The organism is Lysobacter sp. Root916, from assembly GCF_001429785.1.
Lineage (GTDB): Bacteria > Pseudomonadota > Gammaproteobacteria > Xanthomonadales > Xanthomonadaceae > Lysobacter.
Map to the genome: position 1 here is coordinate 165,428 of NZ_LMJF01000013.1, position 24,596 is coordinate 190,023.

Annotated in this window: 26 protein-coding genes, 1 tRNA gene and 2 pseudogenes; 13 read left to right on the plus strand and 16 right to left on the minus strand. The window is 67.8% G+C overall.

Annotated elements, in window-relative coordinates:
• Positions 1 to 2 precede the first annotated feature (2 nt).
• Positions 3 to 515, plus strand: a complete 513-nt coding sequence (locus ASE35_RS13190; protein WP_057164153.1) for an N-acetyltransferase — start codon at positions 3 to 5, stop codon at positions 513 to 515.
• 10 nt (positions 516 to 525) lie between these two features.
• On the opposite strand, the gene ASE35_RS13195 is transcribed toward ASE35_RS13190, so the two are convergent.
• A complete protein-coding gene (locus ASE35_RS13195; RefSeq protein WP_200944016.1) occupies positions 526 to 1,980 on the minus strand; it encodes a sodium:alanine symporter family protein in 1,455 nt (484 codons plus the stop codon).
• Positions 1,981 to 2,243: 263 nt separating this feature from the next.
• On the opposite strand from ASE35_RS13195, the gene purD reads away from it, so the two are divergent.
• Entirely contained in the window at positions 2,244 to 3,539 is a 1,296-nt protein-coding gene (gene purD, locus ASE35_RS13200; protein WP_056180382.1) for a phosphoribosylamine--glycine ligase, read from the plus strand.
• 130 nt (positions 3,540 to 3,669) lie between these two features.
• Here purD and ASE35_RS13205 read toward each other — a convergent pair whose 3' ends face one another.
• A complete protein-coding gene (locus ASE35_RS13205) occupies positions 3,670 to 3,951 on the minus strand; it encodes a hypothetical protein (RefSeq protein WP_056180385.1) in 282 nt (93 codons plus the stop codon).
• Positions 3,952 to 4,264: 313 nt separating this feature from the next.
• On the opposite strand from ASE35_RS13205, the gene ASE35_RS13210 reads away from it, so the two are divergent.
• From ASE35_RS13210 to ASE35_RS13225, 4 genes are all read left to right on the plus strand, one after another.
• The gene (locus tag ASE35_RS13210) at positions 4,265 to 6,145 is read left to right on the plus strand and encodes an MFS transporter (protein ID WP_057160928.1); all 1,881 of its coding nucleotides are present in this window, start codon (positions 4,265 to 4,267) and stop codon (positions 6,143 to 6,145) included.
• A gap of 136 nt (positions 6,146 to 6,281) precedes the next feature.
• Positions 6,282 to 6,611, plus strand: coding sequence for a CD225/dispanin family protein (locus ASE35_RS13215; protein ID WP_056180390.1), 330 nt, complete (start codon positions 6,282 to 6,284; stop codon positions 6,609 to 6,611).
• 1 nt (position 6,612) lies between these two features.
• The gene (locus ASE35_RS13220) at positions 6,613 to 7,035 is read left to right on the plus strand and encodes a DUF2752 domain-containing protein (protein WP_056180393.1); all 423 of its coding nucleotides are present in this window, start codon (positions 6,613 to 6,615) and stop codon (positions 7,033 to 7,035) included.
• A gap of 58 nt (positions 7,036 to 7,093) precedes the next feature.
• On the plus strand, positions 7,094 to 7,369 hold the full coding sequence (locus ASE35_RS13225) for a CD225/dispanin family protein (protein ID WP_057164154.1): 276 nt from the start codon (positions 7,094 to 7,096) through the stop codon (positions 7,367 to 7,369).
• A gap of 33 nt (positions 7,370 to 7,402) precedes the next feature.
• On the opposite strand, the gene ASE35_RS13230 is transcribed toward ASE35_RS13225, so the two are convergent.
• The 6 genes and pseudogenes from ASE35_RS13230 to ASE35_RS13255 all read right to left on the minus strand — a co-directional run bounded on the left by ASE35_RS13230 (position 7,403) and on the right by ASE35_RS13255 (position 11,964).
• On the minus strand, positions 7,403 to 8,302 hold the full coding sequence (locus tag ASE35_RS13230) for a hypothetical protein (RefSeq protein ID WP_056180401.1): 900 nt from the start codon (positions 8,300 to 8,302) through the stop codon (positions 7,403 to 7,405).
• Between the two features lie 148 nt (positions 8,303 to 8,450).
• Entirely contained in the window at positions 8,451 to 9,350 is a 900-nt protein-coding gene (gene nudC, locus ASE35_RS13235) for an NAD(+) diphosphatase (RefSeq protein WP_057164322.1), read from the minus strand.
• A 65-nt stretch (positions 9,351 to 9,415) separates the two neighbouring features.
• Complete coding sequence (gene erpA / locus ASE35_RS13240; RefSeq protein WP_056180404.1) at positions 9,416 to 9,793, minus strand: iron-sulfur cluster insertion protein ErpA; 378 nt, start codon at positions 9,791 to 9,793, stop codon at positions 9,416 to 9,418.
• Positions 9,794 to 10,033: 240 nt separating this feature from the next.
• A complete protein-coding gene (locus ASE35_RS13245; protein WP_057164155.1) occupies positions 10,034 to 10,762 on the minus strand; it encodes a DUF6776 family protein in 729 nt (242 codons plus the stop codon).
• Positions 10,763 to 10,855: 93 nt separating this feature from the next.
• Positions 10,856 to 11,227: pseudogene (locus tag ASE35_RS13250) on the minus strand (polymer-forming cytoskeletal protein); the annotation flags it as partial.
• Positions 11,228 to 11,229: 2 nt separating this feature from the next.
• Positions 11,230 to 11,964: a DUF6776 family protein gene (locus tag ASE35_RS13255; RefSeq protein WP_057160931.1), complete on the minus strand. Its 735-nt coding sequence runs from the start codon at positions 11,962 to 11,964 to the stop codon at positions 11,230 to 11,232.
• A gap of 67 nt (positions 11,965 to 12,031) precedes the next feature.
• Between ASE35_RS13255 and ASE35_RS13260 the strand changes: the two genes are divergently transcribed.
• On the plus strand, positions 12,032 to 12,613 hold the full coding sequence (locus ASE35_RS13260) for a DUF4126 domain-containing protein (protein WP_057164156.1): 582 nt from the start codon (positions 12,032 to 12,034) through the stop codon (positions 12,611 to 12,613).
• Between the two features lie 81 nt (positions 12,614 to 12,694).
• On the opposite strand, the gene ASE35_RS13265 is transcribed toward ASE35_RS13260, so the two are convergent.
• The 4 genes and pseudogenes from ASE35_RS13265 to ASE35_RS13280 all read right to left on the minus strand — a co-directional run.
• Positions 12,695 to 13,156 carry a hypothetical protein gene (locus ASE35_RS13265; protein ID WP_157489461.1) on the minus strand — a complete coding sequence of 154 codons (462 nt, stop codon included), beginning with the start codon at positions 13,154 to 13,156 and terminating at the stop codon, positions 12,695 to 12,697.
• Positions 13,157 to 13,350: 194 nt separating this feature from the next.
• Entirely contained in the window at positions 13,351 to 13,821 is a 471-nt protein-coding gene (bfr, locus tag ASE35_RS13270; protein WP_056180419.1) for a bacterioferritin, read from the minus strand.
• A gap of 143 nt (positions 13,822 to 13,964) precedes the next feature.
• The gene (locus tag ASE35_RS13275; protein ID WP_056180423.1) at positions 13,965 to 14,168 is read right to left on the minus strand and encodes a (2Fe-2S)-binding protein; all 204 of its coding nucleotides are present in this window, start codon (positions 14,166 to 14,168) and stop codon (positions 13,965 to 13,967) included.
• Between the two features lie 211 nt (positions 14,169 to 14,379).
• Positions 14,380 to 14,859: pseudogene (locus ASE35_RS13280) on the minus strand (RNA pyrophosphohydrolase); the annotation flags it as partial.
• 115 nt (positions 14,860 to 14,974) lie between these two features.
• On the opposite strand from ASE35_RS13280, the gene ASE35_RS13285 reads away from it, so the two are divergent.
• From ASE35_RS13285 to ASE35_RS22060, 4 genes are all read left to right on the plus strand, one after another.
• Positions 14,975 to 15,051 (plus strand) — tRNA-Met (locus tag ASE35_RS13285).
• A gap of 116 nt (positions 15,052 to 15,167) precedes the next feature.
• The gene (gene queD, locus ASE35_RS13290) at positions 15,168 to 15,521 is read left to right on the plus strand and encodes a 6-carboxytetrahydropterin synthase QueD (RefSeq protein ID WP_056180428.1); all 354 of its coding nucleotides are present in this window, start codon (positions 15,168 to 15,170) and stop codon (positions 15,519 to 15,521) included.
• 239 nt (positions 15,522 to 15,760) lie between these two features.
• Positions 15,761 to 16,162 (plus strand): phasin family protein, encoded by a 402-nt coding sequence (locus ASE35_RS13295; RefSeq protein WP_056180431.1) that lies wholly within the window; start codon positions 15,761 to 15,763, stop codon positions 16,160 to 16,162.
• Between the two features lie 263 nt (positions 16,163 to 16,425).
• Positions 16,426 to 17,133, plus strand: coding sequence for a hypothetical protein (locus tag ASE35_RS22060; protein ID WP_057164157.1), 708 nt, complete (start codon positions 16,426 to 16,428; stop codon positions 17,131 to 17,133).
• Positions 17,134 to 17,364: 231 nt separating this feature from the next.
• Here the strand turns inward: ASE35_RS22060 and ASE35_RS13305 are convergent, their stop codons facing one another.
• From ASE35_RS13305 to ASE35_RS13320, 4 genes are all read right to left on the minus strand, one after another.
• Entirely contained in the window at positions 17,365 to 20,550 is a 3,186-nt protein-coding gene (locus tag ASE35_RS13305; RefSeq protein WP_056180434.1) for a multidrug efflux RND transporter permease subunit, read from the minus strand.
• A 16-nt stretch (positions 20,551 to 20,566) separates the two neighbouring features.
• Positions 20,567 to 21,733, minus strand: coding sequence for an efflux RND transporter periplasmic adaptor subunit (locus ASE35_RS13310; RefSeq protein ID WP_082611269.1), 1,167 nt, complete (start codon positions 21,731 to 21,733; stop codon positions 20,567 to 20,569).
• Positions 21,734 to 21,860: 127 nt separating this feature from the next.
• Positions 21,861 to 22,532 (minus strand): dethiobiotin synthase, encoded by a 672-nt coding sequence (bioD, locus tag ASE35_RS13315; protein WP_157489462.1) that lies wholly within the window; start codon positions 22,530 to 22,532, stop codon positions 21,861 to 21,863.
• Positions 22,529 to 23,284 carry a TMEM175 family protein gene (locus tag ASE35_RS13320; RefSeq protein WP_162250666.1) on the minus strand — a complete coding sequence of 252 codons (756 nt, stop codon included), beginning with the start codon at positions 23,282 to 23,284 and terminating at the stop codon, positions 22,529 to 22,531. The genes bioD and ASE35_RS13320 overlap by 4 nt, the downstream gene beginning before the upstream one ends.
• 79 nt (positions 23,285 to 23,363) lie before the next feature.
• Between ASE35_RS13320 and ASE35_RS13325 the strand changes: the two genes are divergently transcribed.
• Both ASE35_RS13325 and ASE35_RS22275 read left to right on the plus strand, forming a co-directional pair.
• Positions 23,364 to 23,846 (plus strand): GAF domain-containing protein, encoded by a 483-nt coding sequence (locus ASE35_RS13325; protein ID WP_056180443.1) that lies wholly within the window; start codon positions 23,364 to 23,366, stop codon positions 23,844 to 23,846.
• Positions 23,843 to 24,247: a TfoX/Sxy family protein gene (locus tag ASE35_RS22275; protein WP_056180446.1), complete on the plus strand. Its 405-nt coding sequence runs from the start codon at positions 23,843 to 23,845 to the stop codon at positions 24,245 to 24,247. The genes ASE35_RS13325 and ASE35_RS22275 overlap by 4 nt, the downstream gene beginning before the upstream one ends.
• Positions 24,248 to 24,596: the final 349 nt, after the last annotated feature.

The window sequence follows — 24,596 nt, forward strand, 5'->3', positions numbered from 1 at the left end:
ACGTGGGCAGCGACGCGCCGGTCATCCGCGAGGAGCGCGACGGGGATCGCGACGCGATCCGCGCCGTGGTCGCGGCCGCGTTCGTCGGGCATCCGCACAGCCAGCAGACCGAACACCGCATCGTCGACGCCCTGCGCGCCGCCGATGCGCTGAGCCTGTCGCTGGTGGCGGTACGCGACGGCGCCGTGCTCGGCCACGTCGCGTTCTCGCAGGTCGGCATCGACGACGGCAGCCGGGACTGGTACGGCCTGGGCCCGGTCGCGGTGGCGCCGCGGGCGCAGGGTAGCGGCATCGGCCGCGCCTTGATCGAAGCAGGACTGGCGCGCCTGCGCGCGCTGGCCGCGCAAGGCTGCGTGGTGGTCGGCGATCCGGGCTACTACGGCCGTTTCGGCTTCCGCCAGGACACCGGACTGCACTACCCCGGCCTGCCGCCGGAGTACTTCATGGCGCTGGCATTCGCCGGCGCCACGCCGTCCGGCGCGGTGACCTACCATCGCGCGTTCGAGGTCGCCTGACCGCGCCCGCTCAGGCCTTGGGCGTGCGTTCCTTCCAGATCTCGTGGTCCACGCCCTCTCCCAGCTCGGGATACTGCGCGATGTGGAATTCCGGCGACTTGCCTTCATCCAACTGGCGGTCGTAGTCGCGGGTCAGTTTCACCACCACTTTCGCCAGCAAGACGATCGCGATCAGGTTCAAGGTCGCCATCACCGCCATTGCGGCGTCGGCGGCGTCCCAGACCAGCTGCACTTTCGAGAACACGCCCCATACGATCACGCACAGCGCCACGATGCGCAGCGCGAACAGCGATTTGCGCCCGCCGCCGATGTAGAGCAGGCCGCTCTCGGCGTAGGAGTAGTTGCCCAGGATGGTGGTGAAGGCGAAGAAGAACAGCGCGATCGAGGCGAACCAGGCCCCCCACTCGCCGAAGAACACCGTCATCGCGCGCTGGGTGATCACCACGCCATCGCCGCCCTGGTCGAGCACGCCCGACAGCAACACGATCAGCCCGGTCGCGGTGCAGATGAACATGGTGTCGAAGAACACGCCCAGGGCTTGCACGAAGCCCTGGCTGGACGGATGGTGCGGCACCGGCGTCGCCGCCGCGGCGATGTTGGGCGCGCTGCCCATGCCGGCCTCATTGGCGTACAGGCCGCGCTTGACGCCGTTGAGCATCGCCGCCGCCATGCCGCCGGCGATGCCGCCCGCGGCCTGGTCCAGGCCGAACGCGCCGCGCAGGATCATCATCACCGCGGCGGGAATCTGGTCGTAATGCGCGACCAGCGCCCACACCGCCAGGCCGATGTAGCCGATCGACATGAACGGCACCACCCATTCGGCGACCTTGGCGATGGAACGCAGGCCGCCGAATATGATCGCCCCCGTCAGCACCACCAACACCACCGCGACCTGGGTCTGGCTGAACTTGAAGGTTTCGCCCACCGACTGCGCGATCGCGTTGGCGTGCACGCCGTTGAACACCACGCCGTAGGAGAATAACAAGCAGGCGGCGAACGCCCAGCCCATCTTCGGCATGCGCAGGCCGCGCGCGATGTAATAGGCCGGACCGCCGCGATACTGCCCCTTCTCGTCGCGCACCTTGTACAGCTGCGCCAGCGAGCTCTCCGCGTAGGCGGTGGCCATGCCGACCGCGGCCGTGCACCACATCCAGAACAGCGCGCCCGCGCCGCCCAGGCTCAAGGCGATGGCCACGCCGGCGAGGTTGCCGGTGCCCACCCGCGCCGCCAGCGAGGTGCACAGCGCCTGGAAAGGCGAAATGCCGGCGTCGTCGCCGTCGGTGCCGCGCCCGATCACCTTGAGCATGTGCGGGAAGCGGCGCACCTGCACGAAGCCCAGCCGCACGGTGAAAAACACGCCCACCGCCAGCAGGCCGTAGATCAGGATGTAGTTCCACAGCAGGTTGTTGATCGCGGCGACGACCGGGGAGATCGCGAGTTCGATCTGGTGCAGCAGCCAATCCATGCGGACGGTTCCGAAATGAGGGCGGGAAGGAAGAGGGGCTCGTGCGGCCGCGTCCATGCCGCCCTGCCGGCGCCGTCGTTACGGATCGCCGGCATGCCTGCGCGGCCCTGTCGCGAACCGGACGAGGACTGCGTCCGGGCTCAGGCCGGAAAGCGTGCCGATAGCCGTCGCGATGGTAGCAGCCGCCAACCCCGTCCCGGCCGGTGGCGTAAAATCCCATGGCTCATGAGCCTCTCCCCATCCGTTATTTCCCTGGAGCACGTATGAAGGTTCTCGTCATCGGGTCCGGCGGGCGCGAACACGCGCTGGCCTGGAAGCTGGCCCAGTCTTCCCGCATCGACGAAGTGCTGGTCGCCCCCGGCAATGCCGGTACCGCGACGGAGGAGCGCTGCCGCAACGTCGCGGTGTCCGCGACCGACATCGACGGCCTGCTGGCCCTGGTCGCGGCCGAGGGCGTGGCGGTCACCGTGGTCGGCCCCGAGGCGCCGCTGGTCGCGGGCGTGGTCGACCGCTTCCGCGCCGCCGGCCTGCGCATCTTCGGGCCGACCGCCGCGGCGGCCCAGCTCGAGGGCAGCAAGGCCTACGCCAAGGATTTCCTGGCCCGCCACCAGATCCCGACCGCGCACTACGCCGTGCACACTCATGTCGAGGAAGCGTTGGAGTACGTCCGCGAGAAGGGCGCGCCCATCGTCATCAAGGCCGACGGCCTGGCCGCCGGCAAGGGCGTGATCGTCGCCATGACCCTGGCCGAGGCGGAAGCCGCGATCACCGACATGCTCGCCGACTACGCCTTCGGCGCGGCCGGCGCGCGCGTGGTGATCGAGGAATTCCTCGACGGCGAGGAGGCCAGCTTCATCTCCATGGTCGACGGCCGCACCGCTCTGCCGATGGCGACCTCGCAGGACCACAAGCGCGTGCACGACGGCGACACCGGTCCCAACACTGGCGGCATGGGCGCCTACTCGCCGGCGCCGGTGGTCACCCCTGAAGTGCATGCGCGAGTGATGCGCGAAGTGGTCGAGCCGACCGTGCGCGGCATGATCGCCGACGGCATCCCCTTCACCGGCTTCCTCTACGCCGGCCTGATGATCGACAAGGCCGGCGCGCCCAAGGTGATCGAGTTCAACGTGCGCTTCGGCGACCCGGAAACCCAACCGGTGATGCTGCGCCTGCAGTCCGACCTGCTGGACCTGGTCGAGGCCGCGATCGACGGCCGCCTGCACGAGACGCAGGCCCAGTGGGACCCGCGCCCGTCCCTGGGCGTGGTGATGGCCGCCGAGCACTATCCGGAGACGCCGCGCACCGGCGATCCGATCAGCGCCTGGGACGTGCCCCTGCCCGAGGACAGCAAGGTCTTCCACGCCGGCACCCAACTGGTCGACGGCCAGGTCGTGACCGCGGGCGGCCGCGTGCTGTGCGTGTGCGCGCTGGGCGCCAGCGTGGCCGAAGCCCAGCACCGCGCCTACGAAGCGGTGGCCGGCATCTCCTGGCACGGCGAGTTCCACCGCCACGATATCGGCTGGCGCGCGATCGAGCGCGAGCGCGCCGCGCAGGTTTAAGTCCGACATCGCCGCACGCAAAAACGAACGGCCGGAAGCATCGCGCTCCCGGCCGTTTTCTTTAGTGCTCTCTGTGGGAGCGGCGTAAGCCGCGATCGCGCCAACACAAGCACCGGCGCGACCACCGCAACTAGTGCGCCGCCCCAGCCGCCTCCTCAGGCGCCGGCTGCAGCGACACCGCCACCTCTTCCAACTCCGCGATCTCCTTCTCCAAGGCCTCGTACAACTCGCCCTGACGCACCATCAGATCCTCGATGTGCGCTGCCAGCTTCAACTTCGACAGCTCGCCGTCGAACAGCAGCCATTGCGCGGTCAGTTGCTCGACATAGTTCTTGGAGTAGTGACGCATTTCCTTGAGCTGGTTCAAGGCCGAGTTCACGTGATCCAACGGCGTCTTGTTATCGGCGGACATGGCAACCTCCTCTGCACAAGCTGGGCCTCAGGGTAGCCAGGCCAAGCTGGCTGCCCGCGAAACGGATCGCGCCTTGCACACGCGGCCTTCACCGGTCACCCAGGACGAGCTCCGGGCAGCTCGCCGGCATCCCAGCGCCGTCTAGGCGACGATGCAGGGCGGTCAAGGCTAGGCCGATGGCATCGCGGGGCTAGTTTTCCGCTACCTCGCCGGTACCGCTACACCCCGTCAGGGGGGTTTGCTAGGCTCCACCGGCGAACCCTTCGCACGAGCCGCACATCGACGTGCGGACCTGACCGGACCCGCAGGCCGCATGGCGCACAACCAGTTCGAGCTGCTCAAGCAACGGCGGTTCCTGCCGTTCTTCCTGACCCAGGCGCTGGGTGCGTTCAACGACAACGTGTACCGGCAGGCGATCATCGGCCTGCTCGGCTACATGGCCGTCGACGCCGCCGACAAGACGCTCTACACCAACCTGGCTCCGGCCATCTTCATCCTCCCCTACTTCCTGTTCTCGGCCACCGCCGGCCAGATCGCGGAGAAGCTGGAGAAGTCGCGCCTGATCCGGATCACGACCACGATGGAAATCGTGATCATGTCGCTGGCCGCGATAGGTTTTCTGACCCACAACCTACCGATACTGCTGGCCGCGCTCTTCTGCACGGGCCTGCAGTCGACCCTGTTCGGCCCGGTCAAGTACTCGATTCTGCCCTCGGTGCTCAAACCCGAGGAGCTCACCGGCGGTAACGGCCTAGTCGAGATGGGCACCTCGATCTCGATCCTGATCGGCATGATCTTCGGCGGCGTAATCTTCAAGATCGCCGGCGATCACGGCCCGGTGGTCGCGGCGATCGCGATCATCGTACTGGCCGTGACCGGCAACCTGGTCAGCCGCGCGATCCCGCGCGCCGAAGCCGGCGCTCCGGAACTCAAGATCAACTGGAACCCACTGCCGGAGTCGCTGGCGATCATCCGGCTGGCGCGTAAACAAGTCGCGGTGCGCAACTCGATTCTAGGCGTGTCCTGGTTCTGGTTCGTCGGCACCGTGCTGACCGCCAACATCCCCAGCTACACCGAGCTCAACCTCGGCATGGGCGACTGGTACGTGTTCCCGCTGGCGCTGTTCTCGATCGGCACCGGCGTGGGCTCAATGCTGTGCGAGAAGCTGTCGGCGCGCACCGTCGAGATCGGCCTGGTGCCGCTGGGCGCGTTCGGCATGAGCGCGTTCCTGTTCGACCTCTATTTCGCTCGTACGGGCCTCGCTCAAACCGCCGGGTTGGACATTGCCGCCTTCATGCAGCAACCGGGCAGCTGGCGGATCGCGATCGATCTAGTCGGAATCGGCCTGTTCACCGGCTTCTTCGTGGTGCCATTGTTCGCACTGATCCAAAGCCGCACCGCCAAGCACGAACTGTCGCGCGTGATCGCCGGCATGAACATCCAAAACGCCGCCTTCATCGTCCTGGCCGCGGTGCTCGGCGTAGCGGTGCAGCGCTTCCTGCACTGGACCATTCCCCAGGTCTTCCTGGCCCTGGCGGTTGCCAATGTGCTGGTCGCGATCTGGATCTTCACCCTGGTGCCCGAGTTCCTGATGCGCTTCATGAGCTGGGTGCTCGTGCGCGCGCTGTACCGGCTGCGCGTGAAGGGCGTCGAGCAGATCCCCGACGAGGGCGCGGCGCTGGTGGTGTGCAACCACGTCAGCTACATGGACGCCCTGATCCTGAGCGCGAGCATTCCGCGCCCGGTGCGTTTCGTCATGTACTACAAGATCTTCAACATCCCGGTGATGAGCTGGATCTTCCGCACCGCCAAGGCGATCCCGATCGCCGGCGCGCGCGAGAATCCGGAGATCATGCGACGCGCGTTCGAGGAGATCGAGGCCGCGCTCGCCGACGGCCAGATCGTCGGCATCTTCCCCGAGGGCGCGTTGACCAAGGACGGCGAGATCGCCAAGTTCAAGTCCGGCGTCGAGCACATCCTGGAAAAACAGCCGGTGCCGGTGATCCCGATGGCCTTGCGCGGGATGTGGACCAGCATGTGGAGCCATCGCGATTCGCGCATGTCGCGCATGCGCGTGCCGCGGCGTTTCCGCGCCCAGGTCGAGGTGGTCGCGGCCGCGCCGGTGGACGGCGCCGCCGCCAGCGCCGAGGGCCTGGAAGCGCAGGTACGCGCGCTGCGTGGCGACGCCGCGTGAAGTTGCCGGCCCGGCGCCGGCAAATCCCGCTAAAGCCCATTCAGGACTGACAGCCGTCGCAAGCCGCTGCTAGGATGGGCAAGGGGGCGTCGGCGCGTGCCGGCGATCACAAACACAACAAGGATAGGGGACACCCATGTACGAGCCGCCTCAGGCCACGCCTGCGCAGCCGATTCAAAACTACCTGGCCTGGTCGATCAGCATGACCGTGCTCGGCTTCTGCCTGTGCTGCATCTTCGGCTGCGCGCCGGGCATCGTCGGCATCGTTTACGGCTCGCAGGTCAACAGCAAGTCCAATGCGGGCGATCTGGAAGGCGCGCGCAAGGCCTCCGAGAACGCCAAGATCTGGTGCTGGGTCGCGACCGCGCTGGTCGCCGTCGGCCTGTTGCTCAACATCGGCTACGTCATGATGGGCGGTACCGCTCAGTACATGGAAATGATGCAGCAGATGCAGAACGCGCGTTGATATGACCGCGTTGCGCCAGCCCCGACTGTGGCACGCGACGGCTGCGGCCGCCGCGCTCGCGGCGGCCGGGGCCGGCGTCTGGCTGTTGCGGCGCGTCGATCCGAACGCGCCCGACAGCCCGCTACCGGGCTGTTTGTTCTTCCACTTCACCGGGCTGTATTGCCCGGGCTGCGGCAGCACCCGCGCCATGCACGGCCTGGTCCACGGCGACCTCGGCCAGGCACTGGCGATGAACCCGCTGTTGTTCGTGGTGATCCCGGCCATGCCGCTGCTGATCGCGCACGGCATGGGCTATCGCCTGCCCCTGCCCAAACGCGCGATCGACCTGCTGCTCAGCGGCAAGTTCTGGCTCAGCCTGATCTTCGGCTACTGGATCGCGCGCAACCTGCCCTGGTGGCCTTTCAGCTGGCTCGCGCCGGGCTGAATCGTCCTCCGTCTCGGCGCCGCGAACGCGGCGCACCGTCCCTTTGCAGAAGAACCGCATGAACGCACCTCACGGCGAATACGTCCCCAATCACCTGGTCTGGGCGATCCTGTCCACCCTGTTCTGCTGCCTGCCGCTGGGCGTGGTCTCGATCGTCTATGCCGCGCAGGTCGACGGCAAACGCGCCGCGGGCGACATCGCCGGCGCGCGCGCGGCCTCGCGCAGCGCGATCAACTGGGCGATCGCATCCGTGGTCGCGCTGCCAGTCGCGATCGCGTTGTGGTTCGTGTTCTTCGGCGGACTTGCCGTGCTCGGCGCCGCGCTCGGGCAATGAGCCCGCGGCCGGTCAGGGGTCGCCGTCAGGCGATCAGCTGACGAAGCCGGCGATCACGAACAGCGCCAGTACCGCCAGCCACACCAGCAGGCTGCGCCAGACCAGGCTCATGGCGTCGCGCAATTCGGGCAGCTCCGCGCTGGCCAGGGTCGCGTTGCCGTTGTCCTCGGCGTAGTCGGCGGCCTCTTCGGCCAGCTCGATCTTCACGCTCGCGCGCGCGATCGCACCCAGGAAACGGTTGTCCAGACTCAGCGCGGCGCCGCCGGATTCGCGCCAGGCGCCCAGCACGGTGTCGAAATTGCCGACCAGGGCCATCGCCAGGGTCAGCAGCTGCGCCACCGGCCATTCCAGGATCGCCAACAGCGTGCGCGCGCCCACGGCGGTTTCGCCGGGCAATTCCTGCGCCCCCTCGCCCTCGGCCGCCAATTCGGTCAGGCGGTACAACACCGCGCCGAACGGGCCCAGCACCAGGAACCAGAACAGCACGCCGAACCAGCGCCGCAACGCGTTGCGGAACACCGCCTCGACCAGCGAACCGCCGTCCAGCGAAGGCGTCGCGCCCTGCGGCCACAGCCGCGAGGCGGCTTCGCGGCGCGAGGCCGCATCCGGCGCGGCGACGATCGCGTCCACGTCCAAATCCAGATCGCGCGGGCCCCAGACGTAGAACAGCACCGCGATCCCGAACACCAGGCCGGCCAGCCCGTACAGCGGCTCGTCCAGGGCCAGTTGGAACAGGCCCACCGCCAGCAGCGGCGGCACCAGCGCCAGCGCGATGCCCCAGCGACCGCGCCAGATGCTGTCCTCGGGAAAACGCGTGCCCAGCCAGCGCAGCCAATCGGCGTACCAGCCGTAGTGCCGCACCGAGGCCGCCAGCGACTGCGCGAGGTGGCCCAGCACGAGCGCGACGACGGCGGCGATCAGCGTTTCTGACATTGCGTCCCGGCTCCCGGCGTGACCAATCCGATGAAGGTGTCCGTTGTATGCGTGGGCGGCGCGCGCCTGGCGCGTACCGCCGTCATGGCCGAACCGGCCATCCGGCGGAACGCTCTGCAACGTCCGCCAGCGCCGATTCTACCGTGGCTCAACGCGTAGCACGTGCCTCGGCGGCCGCCAGCCACTGATCGATCAGCCAGCGCGAGATCGAAATGCTGGGCGAGAGCAGGGGCCCCTGGTCGTCCTCGCGCGGCGGACGCTCGCCGCGGGCCTGGGCCTCGCGGACTTCCTGCGCGGTGAACCAGCGCGCTTCTTCCAGCTCGTCGCCGACCTGCGGCTCGTCCGGGCCGGCCTCGGCGAAGAAGCCCAGCATCAGCGCGCCCGGGAACGGCCACGGCTGCGAGCCCAGGTAACGGCAGCGCCGCACGCGCACGCCGGCCTCCTCGAACACTTCGCGCGCGACCGTCTGCTCCAGCGATTCGCCGGGCTCGACGAAGCCGGCCAGCACCGAATAGCGGCGCGCCGGCCAGCCGGTCTGGCGGCCCAACAGCAGGCGCTCGCCGTCGCTGACGGCGACGATCACGGCCGGATCGGTGCGCGGATAGTGCTCGGCGCCGCATTGCGCGCAGCGGCCTTGCCAGCCGCCGCGCGAAAAACCGACTTCGCCGCCGCAGACGCCGCAGTGGCGGTTGCGCGTGCGCCAATGCTGCAGCGCGCGCGCCTGCGCGAACACGCTGGCGTGCAGCGCCGGCCAATGCGCGGCGGCGTTGCGCAGATCGACCCGGCGCGGCGCTTCGAACGCGGCCAGCGCCGACTCCAGCGCGAACCAGCCGCCGCCGTCGGGCGCCAGGCCCAGGAACACGGCCGCCCCGATTCCGCCGGGACCGGCGCTGAGTTCGGCGCCGCTGGGCGCGAGTAATTGTCCGTCGTCGTCGGCCAGGGCCTGACCGGACTCGTCCAGCAGGATCACCCGCGCCTGCGGCCACAGCGCGGTCAGCGCTTCGGGCTGGTCGCGCAGATGGTCGGCACGGTCCAAGGCTGCGCGCACGGCGGCATCGCTGCCGGCTTCGACGAAGGCGTAAGGCGCGCGCTCGGGTTGGTCGGCGGCGTCGCTCACACCGCGAACGAGGAGCCGCAACCGCAGGTGGTCTTGGCGTTCGGATTGCGGATCACGAACTGCGCACCGTGCAGGCTTTCGGTGTAATCGACCACCGCGCCCATCAGGTACTGCAGGCTCAGCGGATCCACCAGCAGGGTGACGCCGTCGGTCTGCACGGCGAGGTCGTCCTCGCCCTGCTGCTCGTCGAATTCGAAGCCGTACTGGAAGCCCGAACAGCCGCCGCCCTGGATGTAGACGCGCAGCTTGAGCGCGGCATTGCCTTCTTCCGCGATCAGTTCGCGGACCTTGGTCGCCGCCGAGGCGGTGAAATCCAGCGGGCGCTCCAGCGACTGGTAGTCCGGCGCCGTGGGCAGGGCAGTGATCGTTTCCATCCCTCCAGGATGGGGGGCGAAGGCCCGGCATTCAAGCTCGCGGATCGAACGCTGCGGTTGATCGTTGCTGCTATCGCGATGCGGCGGACCTCGACTTGAGGGACTTGCGCGATCTGGCGCGGTCGCTATTCAGTCGAAACTCTCCGGTCGTCATTCCCGCGAAGGCGGGCTCGGCTTGCGCGGGAATGACGGGCAAAGCGATCGCGCATCGGGGTTTCCGCCGAGCCAATTAACCCACCCCTACTCCGCCGCCGTCGCCCCGCTGCCCTCGCGCGTAGCTTCGGCCCAAGTGAACGACTGCTCCACCGCCGCGCCGCTTTGCGGGGTCAGGCGCACGACCACCCGCACCGGGGTCACGCCTGCGGGCAGGAACAGGTCGCCTTCGATCTGCTGGAAGTACTTGAACGAATAGGCCAGGCCCGGCGCATTGGGCTGCTGGCGCAGATCGTCCCAGGCCAGCTTCTGCAGCTTGCCGCCGCGGCTGCCTTCCAGGGCCACGGTCAGGCGGCCGGCGCTGACCGCGCCGCGGTTGAGGTTCTGGGTCAGGGTGCTGGTGAAATGCCAGGCCCCGCCGTTCTGGGGCTGCACCCGCAGCGCGTGCACGGCCAGGCCGCGGCGTTGCGCGGTGGAGCCGACCAGGCGTTCGTAGAAGGCGACGTCGGCGCGCAGGCCGGCGATTTCCTCGTCGCGCTCGGACAGGGTGCCCTGCAGGTCGCGGTTGGCCTCGCGGCTGATCTGATCCGATCGGCTCAGCGTGGTCACGCGCTGGCGCAGCTGCTCGAGTTCGGCGTGTTCGGCGCGCGCGTCGCGCGCCGTGTCGGAGCCGGCCGGCGCCGCGGGCGGCGGCGGCGACCAGGCGCGCCACAGGCCCCAGGCGCCGAACGCGAGCACGGCGGCCATCGCCACGCCGGCGGCGTAGCGCCAGTGGCGGGGCGCGTTCTGGGGACTGCGCGGTTCGGATTCGGCCATGCCCCATTAATAGGGCGCGGCGCGGGCCGGCGCAATCTCCCCTCAGTCGGCCAGGGCGTGCGCGGTCACCGGAGCTTCAGCGCCCGCGCGCGGCGCGCCGGCGGTGTCGGAATGGATCAGGCGGCCGGTCAGCATCGAGCCGGCGATCATCTCGACCACCTTGTAATGGACGTTGCCCAGCACGCGCGCCTTGGCCGCCAGTTCGACGCGCTCGGCGGCGTAGACGTCGCCGGTAAGCTCGCCGTTGATGATCACCACCGGCGCATGCACCTCGCCCTCGATGCTGCCGTTCTCGGCCAGGGTCAGCACGGCCGGCTGGCCCGGCTCGGCCACGATCTTGCCGACGATGCGGCCCTCGATGTACAGGCCGCCGCTGAACTGGAGGTCGCCGCGCATCACTACCTGCGGGCCGATCATGGTGTCGACCTGGCCGGCCGCGAGCTGGGTGGGTTTGTTCTTGAACATGCTTAGGTTTCCCCGGTGACGGTAGCGCCGCTGCGCCAGTCGAACGCCTGCTCCACCGAGGCGTCCCCGCCTCGCAGCGACACGCGTACGCGCTGCGGAGTGAAGCCGGCCGGCAGCATCACGCTGCCGTCGAGCTGCTGGAAGTAGCGGAAAGAATAGTCCTGCGCCGGCGCCGCCGGGCGTTGATGCAGCTCGTCCCAGCCGATCGTGGTCAGTTTGCCGTTACGCACGCCCTCGACCGCGAACTCCAGCCGGCCGGCGCTGACCGCGCCGCGGTTGAGGTTCTGGGTCAGGACGATCATGTAGCGCCAGGTGCCGCCCGCCTCGGGCGAGAACTGGGTCGAGTGCACGTTCAGGCCCTGCGGCTTGCCGGTCGAACCGACCAGACGCTCGTAGAAGGCGACGTCGGCGCGCAAGTCGGCGATCTCTTCCTCGCGATCGGCCAGCGCGCCCTGGATCTGCTTGTTGGCGACCCGGCTGATCTGGTCGGAACGCTGCAAGGTGGCCTCGCGCTGTTCCAGCTGGTCCAGACGGGCCTGGCGCTCGCGCAGGGTCGCGCGCACGGCGTCGAGCTCGGCGCTGACCTTGGGCAGTTGCGGCGCCGCGCGCCAGGTCGCCCAGGCCCAGGCGCCAGCCAGCGACGCCAGCCAAATCGCCGCCACCACGGCCGCGATCAACGGCCGCCGGTCGGGTTGCTGCTGGACGATGACGAAACGGGGCGGTGGTGGCTTGGCCATGCGACGGAGCGGCGGGGGCCGCCGGGTGGTTCTATACTCGGCCGACAAGTCTAGCGGGGTTGTCGCCGTGTCCGATGCGCACCTGTTCGCAATTGGGGTAGTTCTTGCCTGGCTGGCCGGGGTCCGGGTCTACATGACCGTGTTCGGGGTCGGCATCGCCGGTGCCCTGGGCTGGCTGGACCTGCCCCAGGCCCTGCAGGCGACCGAGTCGCCGTGGGTGATCGGCGTCTCCGGCGTGCTCGCCGCCACCGAATTCTTCGCCGACAAGATCCCCGGCGTGGACTCGGGCTGGGACCTGCTGCACACCCTGCTGCGGGTGCCGGTCGGCGCTTTCCTGGCCGCCGCCACCCTGTCCCCGGACGGCCAGCTCGGCGCGGGCGCCCTGGCCACCGGCGCCGGCGTGGCCCTGGGCAGCCACCTGCTCAAGGCCGGCTCGCGCGTGCTGCTCAACACCTCGCCCGAACCGGTGACCAACTGGACCGCCTCGGTCGGCGAAGACCTGGCCGTGGTCGGCACCCTGGCCCTGGTGTTCGCCCACCCCTGGATCGCGCTGTCGCTGGTCGCTTTGATCAGCCTGGTCGTCGCCCTGCTGCTGTGGTGGGTCTGGCGCCTGATCTTCCGGCGCGCGCCCAAGGTCAGCGCCGCATAGGGCCGGCTCTAGCCCACCCCGAATCTTCGACCCGTCGCGACAGCTCGGCCTCGCGCATCGAGCTGGATCGGCGCAACGAACTCAGGGCTCACACTTAATCGCGAGGCTCGCGAGCGTCTTGCCCTTCGGCGTCAATTCGACCCAACAGCCGCTGCCTCCGGGATCGACGAACGCCAGGCCTTTCGGATCGTGAGTTGGCACGGGCAGCATCCGCGATAGATATTTTCTCGCCTCGGACAGCGGCATGCCGGGACAGACGACGCGCTCGAAACAACTACGCGGATTCGACGAGCGCATGCCTACCACACGGTCATCCTCATCGAGGAAGTACGCCGAACGGTCGTAGTGCAACGTGGCCATGATGTAGCCCTCTTCCGTGGTTCGGCTACGAGGCTTGCCAAGTTTTCGCACGACGTCCTTCTCGAAGCTCCCTACCCCGATCCCCGCGATAGCCAGCCTCGCAGGATCCGCCGCCGTGGCGGCCATGGTGACCGCAGCGCCTATGCCGACGAGCATCAGCCAACGTTTGCCGCGCACTCCCATCGCACCCGTCTCCTTGAGCGGTTGCGGTATTTGACACCAAATAAGACTGTGCCGGGAAACGCCCGGGCTAACACTCCCCGAACACAAAAAAGCCACCGGCGTACCGGTGGCTCGGATGTCTGGCTGGCGACGGTGCGCGCCTGGCGCGCCCGATGGCTGGCTGGATGCGACGGCCGCGCGCGAGGCGCGGCGACTTACTCTTCGATCTTGGTCAGCAAGTAGTTCTGCTCGCCCAGGCGATCGATCAGCGCCAGCTGGGTTTCGATCCAGTCGATGTGCTCTTCCTCGGAGTCGAGGATGTCGGCGAACAACTGACGGCTGACGTAGTCGCCGACCGCTTCGGCGTGCTTGATGCCGTCGCGCAGCACCGGCAGCGCTTCCAGCTCCAGCGCGAGATCGCAGTTGAGCAGCTCGCGCGGGTTCTCGCCGATGCGCAACTTGCCCAGGGCCTGGAAGTTCGGCAGGCCGTCGAGGAACAGGATGCGCTCCGACAACTTGTCGGCGTGCTTCATCTCGTCGATCGACTCGTGGTACTCGTGATCGGCCAGTTCCTTCAGACCCCAGTTCTTCAGCATCTTGGCGTGCAGGAAGTACTGATTGATCGCGGTCAGCTCGTTATAGAGCGCCTTGTTGAGGAACTCGATGACCTTGGCGTCGCCCTTCATGGCCGTGCTCCGGCAGTTGCAATGGCGGGCACTCTAGCCCTTTCGCGCAGGCCGTGACGGAACGCGAATCGAGTGCATTTCGCGTACGCGCCGGCGCGGAAAACTTAAGGAGTTCGCGAACGCGCGGCGCTCGCGGGAGACGATCAGGCGGCTTGCTGCAATACCGGCAGCGGCAGATCGCGCAGCGCGCGGGCGCGCTCGAGCAATTCGGAGGCCATGTCCAGGCAGCTGCCGCAGTTGGCGCCGGCGCCGGTACGCATGGTCAGTTCGGGCACGCTGCGGCAACCGGCCTCGGCGGCCTGGAGGATGTCGCGTTCGGTGACTCCGTTGCAGATGCAGACGTACACGGTGGCGTTGGGCGGGCAGGCAGCCGGATCGGCTGCAGGTCCATTTCGCCAGGAATGCGAATGATTGTCAATTCGACGACGGGTCCTGGCCGCCGCGGACGTTCATCCCCGGTTGCCGGGCGCGCGGGCGCTGGCGATTGCGCCCGGGGCCGCCCGCACGCGGGTCCAGCTGAGCGCGCGGGTCCGGACCCGGCGCCGGCACCGCCTGGGCGCCGGCGATGCTGCGCGCGAACGGGGCCAGATGGCGCAGGGCGCTGGAATAGACCCCGCGCTTGAACACCACCACGTGTTCGACCGGGTACCAGAAGTCCACCCAGCGCCAGTGGTCGAACTCGGGCTTGTCGGTCAGGTCCAGGCGCAGGTCGGACTCCTGGCCGGTCAGGCGCAGCAGGAACCAGACCTGTTTCTGGCCGATGCAGACCAGCCGGTCGTTGCGCCGGATCGCCCGCTGCGGCAAGCGATAGCGCAGCCAGCCCGGGGTCGCGCCCAGCACTTCGACATGCTGCGGCAGCAGGCCGGTCTCTTCGCGCAGCTCGCGGTACATCGCCTCGAGCGGCGTCTCGTCGGTGTTCATCCCGCCTTGCGGGAACTGCCAGCCGTCGCGATGCACGCGTCGGGCCCAGAACAGGCGGCCGTCCGGGTGCATCAGCACGATGCCGACATTAGGCCTGTAGCCGTCCGGATCGATCACGATGCGGACTCCAAATTCACTGCGACCGACTCTGCCACGGCCCCCGCCCGACGACAAGCCGGCCCGGGATGATTGACGGCACCCGCGCCGGCATGAATAATTCGCGGTTCCCCGTGGCTATGTAGCTCAGCCGGTTAGAGCACAGCACTCATAATGCTGGGGTCGGTGGTTCGAGTCCACCCATAGCCACCATCGTTTCAGGCGCCTGGCGCCGCAGTTCAAGCCCGCCGCCAGCGGGCTTTTTCGTATCCGCCGCCCTCACCAAAGGCCGGATCGCCGACCGCAGCGGCTTGCCGCACAATGACGCCATGAACATCTTCAAGGTCTTTACCCTGGAAGCCGCCCACCGGCTGCCGAACGTGCCGGAAGGCCATAAATGCGCGCGCCTGCACGGCCATTCGTTCCGGGTCGAGGTCCATCTGGACGGCGAACTTGGCGAGCACAGCGGCTGGGTGATGGACTTCAGCGACGTCAAAAAGGCGTTCCAGCCGCTGTACGACCAGCTCGACCACCACTACCTCAACGACATCCCCGGTCTGGACAACCCGACCAGCGAGCGGCTGGCGATCTGGATCTGGGAACGCCTGAAGCCGGCGCTGCCGCTGCTGAGCGAGATCGTGGTCCACGAGACCTGCACCTCCGGCTGCCGCTACCGCGGCTGAGCCCCGCCCGAGCGGCCGAGCCCGCCGCTTTTTCGTCATCGCGCGGTCATCGCCGCGGCCGATCCTGGGCCGCGCCCGACCGCCACTCACCCTGTAAGTGGTTGATTGCAAAGACCGCATGAACGGTCGGCAACCGCTGGTCGGTTCGATGTTGCAACGCAACAAAAGCCGGATTATGCTGCACCGCACAATCCGGGCATTCCCCCGGCCCGGACCACCCGAATCTCTAGGAGCACGCCATGTACCAGCAGTTCAACGAGCAGTTCGCCGCCGCGACGCGTCAGTTCGCTGACACGGCCGCTCAGGTCAACCGTCTGACCCTCGACAACGCCGAGGCCGTGTTCGGCCTGCAGCTGGCCGCGATCGAAGAGCGCGTCAACGCCACCTTCGCCTTCTTCGGCGAAGCCGCCGAAGCCCGCGACTTCGACAGCCTCAAGACCCTGTGGCCGAAGGCCGCGCAGGTCGCCCGCGAGAACGTCGAGCGCGCCGTCAGCACCGGCCAGGAAGTCTTCGGCCGCACCCTGAAGGCCAACGAAGCCATCGGCGAGCTGACCAAGTCGCAGATCGAGTCGGCCGCCAAGACCACCCAGGCCAACGTCGAGAAGGCCGCCAAGGCCGCGACCAAGGTCGCCGCCAAGTAATTCGCAAGGTCTCTCTCCTCGTCGTACCCCCGACGGACACGAAACCCGGTAGCGCCAGCTACCGGGTTTTTTGTTGGGCGCGATTTAGTACCCACGGGACAAGACGGACACCCGACAGATGTCTATCTGCATACGGTTGACGCCACCCTATGCGCGGGCGAGTCGCCGCCATTGGTCCACCTTCCTTAGCTTCCAATGCCAGGCGAATAAGCCCGCGCCTGCGCGATAACATCTTTGGTGAAGGATGCGCCTAGGAGGCGAGAATGGAGACGGAAGGAACCGAGTTGAATGCGGCGACAGCGTCGCGGCCGACGCACCCTAGTCCGCTGACCTTCGCGTGGCTCTACCAACGCGTGCAGGGCTATCTCATCGAAAGCCAACGAGGAACCCCGACCAAGCTTGAGCGGCGGTCTTTCTGGTTCGGCATCGGCATGGCAGGCATCGGGCTCGGGGCCGCGGCGCTTCAACACTGGATCCAGCCGGTGGTGGCGTTCTGGATCGCACTCGTTTGCGTAGTCGCTGAAGTAGTCGGGTTGGCGGTATCCGTAGTGTTGACGCTCAAACGCGAGCTACCGCAATTTTCGCGTCCACGCGAAACGCATGCGGCCGAAATGGATTTGGAATTCGACATATGGCAAGGCGCCGTGGCCGACCTCAAACGCTTCCCTACCCCGGAGCGGGAGGCGCGTCTACGTTTCGCAACGGCACTACGAAATAGCATGAATGACCGAATGGGGCTGTTGTTCGGCGGTATTCAGCGGTTGGGTATTTTTCCGGTGCTGGTCGCGCTTTATCTGCAATTTCGCGACTGGAAGTGGGGCGACTGGGCTGGCGCGTTCGACGTCAATCTCGTAGCGGGCTTTTTTATCTTACTGATGTTGCTTCTGTATGCGGGCGGATGGTTGCTGGTCGGTCTGCGTATCCGATTGGATACCTACGTGAACCTGTTGGAGGACTCGCTGCAGGAGTAGATGGTGGATCAAGCGATCGACTCCTGGAGAGCAACCGGAATCGAACAGTCGCCGTCGTCGGGGTTCGCGGCCGGGGCTTATGGCCGAAGGAAATCCTTGCGGAACGCCGCTCCTACAGGGAGAAGCGTCGCCCACAAGAGATACGAAGCGGACGCGTGGACGTAACGTCGTGGCGGCTGCCCAAAGAAGAGCCCGCCGTTCGGCGGGCTTTTCGGTAACAGCGGATCCGGATCAGACCGCAGGTTTGGCCGCCGGAGGCTCATCGTCGTGACGCACGATCTTCGGCGCCTCGTCGAGCTTGTCGCCCAGCAGGCGACGCACCACCACGTAGAACACCGGAATCAGCAGCACGCCCAGGAAGGTCGCGAAGACCATGCCGCCGATCACGCCCGTACCGATCGCGTGCCGCGAGTTGGCGCCCGCGCCGGACGAAATGGCTAGCGGGATCACGCCCATGATGAAGGCGAACGAGGTCATCAGGATCGGACGGAAACGCAGCTTGCAGGCCTCGATGGTCGCCTCGCGCAGCGTCTTGCCCGCCTGGCGCTGCTCGATCGCGAACTCCACGATCAGGATCGCGTTCTTCGCCGCCAGGCCGATCACCGTGATCAGGCCGATCTTGAAGTAGATGTCGTTGGGCAGACCGCGCAGCAGCGAGAACACCACCGCGCCGAGCACGCCCAGCGGCACCACCAGCAGCACCGCCACCGGCACCGACCAACTCTCGTACAGGGCGGCCAAGCACAGGAACACCACCAGGATCGACAGCGCCATCAGCATCGGCGCCTGATTGCCCGACAGGATTTCCTGGTAGGACTGACCGGTCCAGTCGTAGCCGAAGCCTTCCGGCAGATCGTTGTCGACGATCGCCTGCATCGCGTTCATGGCCTCGCCCGAGCTATGCCCCGGCGCCTGCGAACCCACGATCTCGACCGCCGAATAACCGTTGTAGCGGGTCAGCGACGGCGAGGCCATGATCCACTTGCTGTGGACCACGTTGGTCAGCGGGATCATCGCGTTGGTGGTGCGGTCGGCCGCGCTGCCGTCGACGTTGGTCGCCGCCGACGGGTTGGGCGTGTAGAACCGGGCCAAGGCTTCCGGACCGGTGCGGTACTGCGCATCGGCCTGCATGGTCACGCGCTTGATGCGGCCGTTGTCGACGAAGTCGTTGACGTACACCGGCGCCAGCATCAGCTGGATCGAGCTGTAGATGTCGTTCACCGACAGGCCCATCGCCTGCGCCTGCACACGGTCGACGTCGAGCTTGAGCTGCGGCGAGTCTTCCTGCGTGTTCGGGCGCACGCCGACCAGCGCCTGGTTCTTGCCTGCGTTGCCGAGCAGGATGTTGCGGGCCTCGGTCAGCGCCTCGCGACCCTTGCCGCCGCGGTCCTGCAGGTACATGTCGAAGCCGCCGAACGAGCCCAGGCCGCTGACGGTGGGCAGGTTGATCACGAAGATCTGGGCGTCGCGGATGCCGCTCAGGGTGCCGTAGGTGGTCTGGATGAAGGTGCTCGCGTCGACCTTGCGCTCGTCCCAGGGCTTCAGGCGGATGAAGGCCATGCCCATGTTCTCGCCCTGGCCGACGAAGCTGAAGCCGGCCACTTCCATCATGCCGTCGTAGCCTTCCTGCTTCTCCAGGGCCTTGCGCATGTCGTCGAACACGGCCTGGGTGCGGCGCATGGTCGCGCCCGGCGGCAACTGCACCAACGCCAGCGCGTAGCCCTGGTCTTCTTCCGGCAGGAAGCTGCCCGGCAACTTGGTGAACAGGAAGCCGCACAGCACCGCCAGCGCCACGAACACCGCCATCCAGCGCGGCGCATGCTTGACCGCGCTGCCGATGTGGCCGACGTAGGTGTTGGCGACCTTGTTGTAGACCGTGTTGAAGCCGCGGAAGACGAAGTTCGACTTGTGGTGCTCGGTGGGCTTGAGCATGGTCGCGCACAGCGCCGGGGTGAAGCCCAGGGCGAGGAACGCGGAGAAGCCCATCGCCATGGCGATGGTGATGGCGAACTGCTTGTAGATCTCGCCGGCCGAACCGCCCTGGAAGGCGCTGGGGATGAACACCGCCGCCAGCACCACCGTGATCGCGATGACCGCGCCGCTGATCTGGCTCATCGCCTTGATCGTGGCCTGGCGGGCGTTGAGGCCCTCCTCGGTCATGATGCGTTCGACGTTCTCGATCACCACGATCGCGTCGTCGACCACGATGCCGATCGCCAGCACCATGCCGAACAGGCTGAGCTGGTTGATGGTGAACCCGAGGATATACATGCCCAGGAAGGTGCCCATCAAGGCGATCGGGATCACCAGAGTCGGGATCAGGGTGGCGCGCAGGTTCTGCAGGAAGATCAGCATCACCAGGAACACCAGCGCGATCGCCTCGAGCAGGGTCTTGACGACCTCCTCCACCGAGATCCGCACGAAGGTCGAGGTGTCGTAGGGCGAGAACCACTTCACGCCCTGCGGGAAGCTGGTCTGCAGCTCGTCCATGCGCTTGCGCACCGCCTCGGCCACGCCCAGGGCGTTGGCGCCGGGGCTGAGCAGCACGGCGAAGGCGCCGGTCGGGGCGCCGTTCCAGCGCGCCTCGAAGCCGTAGGACTGCGCACCGATCTTGATCCGGGCGACGTCCTTCAGGCGCACCGTGGTGCCGTCGGCGTTGGCGCGCAGGATGATGTTGCCGAACTCCTCGGGCGTGCTGAAACGGCCCTCGGCCGAGACCGTGGCGGTATAGGCCTGTTCCTTCGGCGAGGGCTCGGCGCCGATCGAACCGGCGGCGAACTGCACGTTCTGGCCGCGCACCGAGTTCAGCACCTGGGTGGCCGAGAGGCCGTAACCCTGCAGCTGTTCGGGGTTGAGCCAGATGTTCATGGCATATTCGCTGCCGAACTGCTGGGTGCTGCCCACGCCGGGCACGCGCGCGATCTGGTCGAGCACGCGCGAACCGATCATGTCGCTGAGCGCGTTGGTGTCCACGCCCGGATTTTCCGAGCGCAGCGCGACCACCATCAGGAAGTTCGAATTCGACTTGGCCACCACCACGCCCTGCCGGGTCACTTCCTCCGGCAGTCGCGGCGTCGCCAGCGCCACCTTGTTCTGGACCTGGACCTGGGCGATGTCGGGATCGGTGCCCGGCGCGAAGGTCAGGGTGATCGAGGAGCCGCCCGAGGCGCTGGACGAGGAGCTGAAGTAATCGAGGTTGTCGATACCGGTCAGCTGCTGCTCGATCACCTGAGTGACCGCGCCCTCGGCGGTTTCGGCGCTGGCGCCGGGATAGCTGGCCGAGATCCCCACCTGAGGCGGGGCGATGTTGGGATAGGACTCGACGCCGAGATTGAAGATCGCGAGCACGCCGCCCAGCGTGATCAGGATCGCGATGACCCAGGCGAAGACCGGGTGATTGATGAAGAATCTGGACATGGCGTTCGCTCAGTCCTTATTTGGCGGCCGGCGCGGCGGCATCGGGCTTGCCCTTGGCGCCCTCGGGCTGCCACGGCGTGGCCTTGGCCGCCTCGCCCGGAACGGCGCGCTGGATGCCGGAAACCACGACCTGATCGCCCGCGGCCACGCCGCTGCTGATCACCCAGTTGCCGCCCTGGCTGCGGTCGGCGGTCACGCCCTTGCGCGCGACCTTGCCGTCCGCGCCCACCACCAGCAGATAGGGACCGCCGGCGTCGCGCTGGAGCGCGGCCTGCGGCACCAGGAAGGCGTTGGCCTGATTGCCCAGAGTGGCCTTCAGGGTCACGTAGGTGCCGGGCAGCAGGGTCTTGTCCGGGTTCGGGATGCGCGCGCGCAGCGCGATCGCGCCGGTGGCCGGATCGACCACGTCGCCGGAGAAATCCATCACGCCCGGGCGCTGATACACCGTGCCGTCGGGCAGCACCACCTGGACCTGGGTTTCGCCCTGGGCCTGACCGGCCTGGGCGCGGCGGATCTGTTCCAGCTCGGACACGCTGAGCGAGAAGTTCACGTACAGCTGGTCGATCTGATCGACCGTGGTCAGCAGGGTCGCAGTGCCCTGGCCGACCAACGCGCCCTCGGTGACCTGCTGCTTGCCGGCGCGGCCGTTGATCGGCGAGCGCACGGTGGCGTAACCCAGGTTGATGCGCGCGTTGGCCAGCGCGGCCTCGGCCTGCTTCACCGCGGCCGAACCGCTGCGTTCGGCGGCGAGCGCGTTGTCGAGGTCGGAGCGGGAGATGAATTTCTCCGGCGCCAGGCGGCGCGCGCGATCGGCCGCGGCGCGCGCGTTGGCGTAGTTGGCTTCGGCCGAGGCCAGCGAGGCCTGGGCCTGGCTGACTTCGGCCTGCATCTGAGAGGGATCGATCTGGAACAGCACCTGGCCTTGGCTGACGTCGCTGCCTTCGGCGTACACGCGGCGCTGCAATACGCCCGGTACGCGGGCGCGCACGTCGGCGCTGCGGTAAGCGGCCAGGCGGCCGACCAGATCCTTCTGCAGCGGCACGTTCGCCGGCTGCGCTTTGATCACGCCCAGTTCCGGCGGCGGCGGCGCACCGCCGGCTTGTTCGTCGCCACCACCTCCGCAAGCGGAGAGTGCGAGGGCCAACGCGAAGGCCAGGGCCGCGGAGCGCGGGATCATGATCATGGGAAAGACTCCGGTTCCATCGTTGTCTAGAGCGCGATCGCTCGGTGGTTGCCGCTAATTCCTATACTGAAAAGTCTAGCATTCTGCTACTTGGCCCCACCCCCCATAAGTCACGGGGCCAGCGCCGTCATGCCACCTCGAGCAAGTGCGAAAAACGGCTGGCGTCGGGTTCGGGGGCGTACGGCAGGCGGCCCCAGCACGGTGCGGGCAGACGCTCACGCAGTAAACGGAAATTGTCATCGCGTCGGTCCATATGAGGGTCCATCTCATTGCCGATCCAGCCGACCAGGCGCAGGCCGTCGGCCTCGATCGCACGCGCAGTCAGGCGCGCATGGTTGATGCAGCCTAGCCGCATTCCGACCACCAACACCACCGCCGCGTCCAGTTCGCGCGCCAGCTCGGCCTGGTCCAGGCTCGCCGACAGCGGCGCCGCCCAGCCGCCGACGCCTTCGACCACCACCACCTCGGCCTGCGCGGCCAGGCGCGCGTGCGCGGCCAGCAGGGTCGGCAGCGCGATCTCGACGCCGTCGTCGGCCGCGGCCAGCTCCGGTGCCAGCGGTGCGCGCAAGGCATAGGGATTGATGTCCGCATAGGCGGGCGTGGGCGCGCTGGCCGCCTGCAACAGCAGCGCGTCTTCGTTGCGCAAACCCTCCGGCGTGAGCTCGCAACCGCTCGCGACCGGCTTCATGCCGACCGCGCGCAGCCCGCGCGCGCGCAGTGCGTGCAGCAGCGTGGCGCTGGCGACCGACTTGCCGATGCCGGTGTCGGTGCCGGTGACGAAATAACTGCGTGCGCTCAAGCGGCGGCTTCCTTCGATTGATGGGCCAACCATCGGCGATTGCGACGCACGGCGTAGGCCGGCATGACCGCGCCCAAGGCCGCGTACACCCATACCGGCAGCGCCGCGATCAGGCCCGGCGCGTTCTCGCCGGGCCAGGCCAGCGCCAGGCCGCTCAGCGCTAGGCTCAGCACGGCGGTGCCGGTGAGGATCCAGTGCAGGCCGATCTCGGTGCCGGTCTCGTAGCGCTCGGCCGCGGTCAAACCCAGTTTGTCGGCGCGTCGCAAGGCGTGCCGGTTGAGCTCGCACACGATCCACGACAGCAGGCCGAAGCCCACCGCGTAGACCATGAAGGCGGTCTGCAGGTCGGCGTTCCAATGCGCCGGGTCGATGCCCAACTCGCTCTTGACCCAGCCGCCGGTGAACATCGACATCGCGCTGGAGACCACCATGCGCAGCGGGTAGACGTAGATCATCACCACCAGCACCAGGGCCAGGCTGAGCACGTTGGAGCGCCCATCGTCGAGTCCGTAGCGTCGGCTCCAACGGTTGTGCGCGCCCCAGAACAAGGCGAGCAGCACGAAGCAGAACACGAAGGTCGGCACCCGCCGCAGCGCTTCGCGCAGTTCCGCCACGGTGTCGGGCAGTTCGTTGAACAGGATCACCAGCATCGTCAGCGAGAACGCGAACGCGGCGTCGACGAAACTTTCCAGCCGTGTCACCTGGTGGCCGCGTTCGCGGAAGGCGGGCATGGTCGAGCCTGACTCGGTCATCGGCATCCTCGGCGGCGGGCTTGGGGGGGCGGTATCCGGCCATGGTAATGCCCGGGCGTGCCGCTGCTACACTCGCGGTATGTTCGCCGCCAACCCCCTGTCCGGCAGCAAGCCGGAACAATACGACCTGCTCCTGGCCCAGGCCCGCGCCCTGATCGAGGGCGAGCGCGACCGTGTCGCCAACGCCGCCAACCTGTCGGCGCTGGTCTATCACGCCCTGCCGGACCTCAACTGGGTCGGCTTCTACTTCTACGACGGCCGCGAGCTGGTGGTCGGACCGTTCCAGGGCCTGCCGGCCTGCATCCGCATCCCGCTCGACAAGGGCGTGTGCGGCGCGGCGGCCTCCAGCGGCCAGACCCAGCGCATCGCCGACGTGCACCGCTTCCCGGGCCACATCGCCTGCGATTCGGCGTCGAACTCCGAACTGGTGGTGCCTTTGTCCTTGAACGGCGAACTGATCGGCGTGTTCGATCTCGATAGCCCCAAGCTCGACCGCTTCGACGCCGACGACCAGCGCGGCCTGGAAGCGATCGCCCAGGCCTTCGTGGAGTCGCTGCGATGACCGCGGCCAAGCTGCGCAACATCGGCCCCAAGAGCGCGGCCTGGCTGCGCCAGGTCGGCCTGCGCTCGCACGAGGACATCGCCGCGATCGGCACGGTCGAGGCTTTCATGCGGGTCAAGCGCGCGGGCTTCAAACCGACGCTCAACTTGCTGTACGCGATCGAGGGCGCCCTGCTGGACTGCCATTGGCAGGAGATCCCCGACCAGCGTCGCAACGAACTGATCGCCGCCGCCGAGGCCGCCACCGCCCTGCTGCCCGCGCCGCGCAACCGCCCGGCCGCCGGCCCGGTGCGCACCACCGTGCTGACCGAGGACACCGTGGCGATGCCGCCGTCCTACGACGACGGTTTCGACGACGAGCCTGCGGGCGAAGGCCGCGACGAGGCGGAAGAGCGGGAGTAAGGCGGTCCTGTGTTCCGCTTTGCGGCGCGGATTAGCGGCGCTTGGTTACGTCCCCGACCTGGCTTTCTCTGCTCCCAACAGTGGGAGGCGGTGCCCCGTTCGGCAGGCTCAGGACGGGCTGCGGACCGGATGAAGAGCCGGGATGAAGTTGGAGCTGCGCGCCCTGCGCCGGGCCCTCACCCCAACCCCTCTCCCGCGAGCGGGAGAGGGGCTCACAGCGCTGGTTCTTGATCTCCCCCTTCCCGCTTGCGGGAGACGTCCTTGATCTTCCCTTCTCCCGCTTGCGGGAGAAGGTGCCCGCAGGGCGGATGAGGGCGCGYGGCGGGRTTCAAGCAACGCACTCGCGCCG